This window comes from Pseudoalteromonas sp. S16_S37 (assembly GCF_014694405.1).
GTDB lineage: Bacteria > Pseudomonadota > Gammaproteobacteria > Enterobacterales > Alteromonadaceae > Pseudoalteromonas.
The window spans coordinates 1-3,647 of the sequence record NZ_JAAUWV010000109.1 but is presented as its reverse complement, the minus strand read 5'-3'; the positions used below and the strand labels follow the sequence as shown (position 1 = coordinate 3,647).

2 protein-coding genes are annotated in these 3,647 nt (G+C 40.0%); both read right to left on the bottom strand.

The window, feature by feature from the left end; all coding sequences use genetic code 11:
- Positions 1-278: 278 nt before the first annotated feature.
- Positions 279-2,462, bottom strand: coding sequence for an OsmC domain/YcaO domain-containing protein (locus tag HC733_RS21715; RefSeq protein ID WP_190367064.1), 2,184 nt, complete (start codon positions 2,460-2,462; stop codon positions 279-281).
- A 229-nt stretch (positions 2,463-2,691) separates the two neighbouring features.
- A complete protein-coding gene (locus HC733_RS21710) occupies positions 2,692-3,399 on the bottom strand; it encodes a transporter substrate-binding domain-containing protein (RefSeq protein ID WP_190367063.1) in 708 nt (235 codons plus the stop codon).
- Between the last annotated feature and the right edge of the window lie 248 nt (positions 3,400-3,647).

The window sequence follows — 3,647 nt, the reverse complement described above, 5'->3', positions numbered from 1 at the left end:
TCTCCATTTTGCAAGGTTTTGAGGGGTGAGAAAACAAACGTTGCAAAATGAGGATAGTAAGATCGTTTAGATCATCAAGAAGATCAATGCATTAAGTGATTTTCAGTGTCGACTATTTATGAGCACCGCTTTCTGTATGTTGCAGTTAGCTTGTCAACGCCTACTGACACTGTTGCAAAGTTGCAGCACGCTTTCAATAGCGTACATCAAACACAAAAAAGCCAGTGATAGAGTGACCAGCACTGGCTTTTCATTAAAATAAATTTTTGGCTTATCGGTTATAAACCTGCTTTTTTTGCGCGCGCTGAATGTAGTTTTTTGTAGCTATCTATCAATCGCAGGTGTTTATCTAAACCATCTAAGTTCATGTTGGTAGGTGTTAGTCCATAAAAACGTACATCGCCGTTAACAGAACCCACAACATTATCCATTATTTCTTTTGAGAACATGCGTTCAAAATTAGTAATGAAGTCTTCGAGTTCTAACTCTTCATCAAGTACAACTTCTAACACTGCATGTACAGCTTGATAGAACAAACCTCGCTCAACGGTGTTGTCATTGTATTGTAGGAATGATTCTACCAACTCAATCGCATCTTCAAGTTCGCCAAGTGCCAGATAGATCAAAATCTTCAGCTCTAGGATCGTTAGCTGACCCCACACAGTATTCTCATCAAACTCAACACCAATGAGCGTGATAATATCGATATAGTTATCAAGCTGACTTTCTTCTAAACGCTCAACTAAATTTGCAAGCTGCTCATCGTTAAGCGAATGTAGGTTCAGAATATCCTCTCGATAAAGCAGTGCTTTATTGGTGTTATCCCAAATCAAGTCCTCTACTGGGTATATTTCAGAATAATCGGGTACCAAAATACGACAGGCAGTGCCTAAGTCTGAAAACTCAGCAACGTAACACTCTTTGCCTAACTGTTTCAAAATACCAAATAAGGTGTCGCATTCTTCTTCGTTTGTCCCCGAGAAGTCCCACTCAACAAAATCATAATCATGTTTGGCGCTAAAAAATCGCCAAGAGATCACACCGGTTGAATCAATAAAGTGCTCAACAAAGTTTTCTGGTTCAGAGACTGCAAGGCTATTAAACGTAGGCTTAGGTACATCATTTAAGCCTTCAAAGCTTCTACCTTGTAATAGCTCAGTTAAGCTGCGCTCTAATGCCACTTCAAAACTTGGGTGTGCACCAAATGAAGCAAATACACCACCTGTTTTTGGGTTCATAAGGGTTACACACATGACAGGAAACTGCCCGCCTAACGAAGCGTCTTTAACCACCACCGGAAAGCCCTGTTCTTCTAACCCTTTAATACCCTCAACAATGCTTGGATATTTATTGAGTACCTCTGCAGGTACATCTGGCAACACTATTTCTTGCTCAATGATTTGGCGTTTAACCGCACGCTCAAATATCTCAGACAAGCATTGTACTTTTGCTTCGTTGAAGTTGTTACCCGCACTCATGCCGTTACTTAAGAACAAGTTTTCAATCAAGTTTGATGGGAAATAAACCGTTTCACCATCAGAGTGACGAGTATATGGAATAGAGCAAATACCACGGTCGGCATTACCTGAGTTGGTGTCAATTAAGTGCGAACCGCGCAATTCCCCTTCAGGGTCATAAATTTCTAGGCAATACGGGTCTAAAATTCCCGCAGGTAACGAATCATCCTCTTCTAATTTAAACCACTTTTCGTTTGGATAATGAACAAACTCGCTATTGGCAATCTCTTGACCCAAAAATTGGTCGTTATAAAAGAAGTTACAGTTTAAGCGTTCAATAAACTCACCTAAAGCCGAGCATAACGCGCTTTCTTTTGTTGCCCCCTTACCATTGGTAAAGCACATTGGCGATGCAGCATCACGAATATGTAAAGACCAAACATTGGGCACTATGTTACGCCAAGATGAGATCTCAATTTTCATACCGAGCTCAGCCAAAATGCTGGTCATATCGGCGATTGTTTGCTCAAGCGGTAGGTCTTTACCTTCGATAAACGTTGTTGACGCACCATCTGGTTTGGTCATCAACATTGCTTGCGCGTCTTCGTCTAAGTTTTCAACCGTTTCAATTTTAAACTCTGGACCCGTCTGCACGACTTTTTTAACCGTACAACGGTCAATCGATCGTAAAATACCTTCGCGATCTTTTTCTGAAATGCTCTCAGGTAGCTCTACTTGAATTTGAAAAATTTGGTTATAACGGTTTTCTGGGTCAACGATGTTATTTTGTGACAGTCTAATGCCTTCGGTGGGGATCTCACGAGCATTACAGTACACTTTAACAAAATAAGCTGCACATAAAGCTGATGACGCTAAAAAGTAATCAAATGGGCTAGGAGCTGAGCCATCACCTTTATAACGAATTGGCTGATCGGCGATTACCGAAAAGTCATCAAACTTGGCTTCTAATCTCAAGTTATCGAGAAAGTTAACTTTAATTTCCATTACATGATCCCATGTTTGTGCTGATGTATAAAAAATTTAGAAAATCACGACATCAGGCTATAAATCTCATAACCACAATTATCTGCTTTTTCACGTCATTAGTCTTGGGTTAATTGAAAAAACCACCATTTTATCACTGATAATCTAGTAATTGGGTGACATATCTTAACTTTTAAAGCTCAAGAATTGTTTAGATGTGTGTAAAAGCGCCAACAAGAATGCTAGCGATTCATTCCTTATCTGATTCAAGTAATGCAAATGCACGTTTAAGAGAAGCAATTGTTTTTTTAGATGTGGTTAGACTCGCTACGACAAAAAGTTCATGCGTATCGTTTATAGCGGATTGTCTTTTATACTGGTTTGCAGGCTTTCCATCGGTTTGCTGTGTGGGAGTATGAGATGCAAACATAGTGTCTACTCTGCCCTTATCAAGCATTTGCCAAGCGCTCGCCATATCAGCTACCAGTACCAAATTTTTCCCAACTTCAAACCCCAAACTTCTGAGTTTACTCTCTTCATAACTGCCTCGAATAGCAACCGTTGTGTATAAAAGTGCCTGCTCCATGCTATTTAATTCCAGTGACGTATTGCCTCGAGTATAAAAATCATACTTGAGTGTCGTTAATTTAAACAGCCAGTGAAATAACGGCTCACGCTTTTGTGTTTTTGCCATTGAGAACAAAATAGTATTAGGCTGGGTTAATGCCATTTCATAAGCGCGTGCCCAAGGAATGATGTCAATACTTGCTTCAAACCCAGCCATTCGCAAAGCACTTTTCACTGTAAAAACAGCGCTGCCAGACACTTCTTTGTCATTTGTGACTACCGTGTAAGGGGGGAAATGTTCGGTATATACATACAGCCGAGAGCGTTTTGCCGCTGATTCACTAGGCGTAAATAACAAAGAAAAATAAAGTAAAGCTAAAACTGAGCGCACTATCGCCGACTTTTATAAGCTAATTCCTTGCTAAGTCTAGTTTCACCTGTTGTTAATACCAAATACATCGCAGCTAAAATTTACCTACGCGACAAAAAAATAGTGAGTAAAATACACTCACTACAAAAGACAGGGCCCGAGCACACTTTGTTAATTCCTGTTAACCAAACAAAAGCTCTGCTCTAAAATCATCGTCAAAACTAGCAGCAACGAGCTTGCTGCGAATTGAGCCTTTGCTTTTTGTGTGC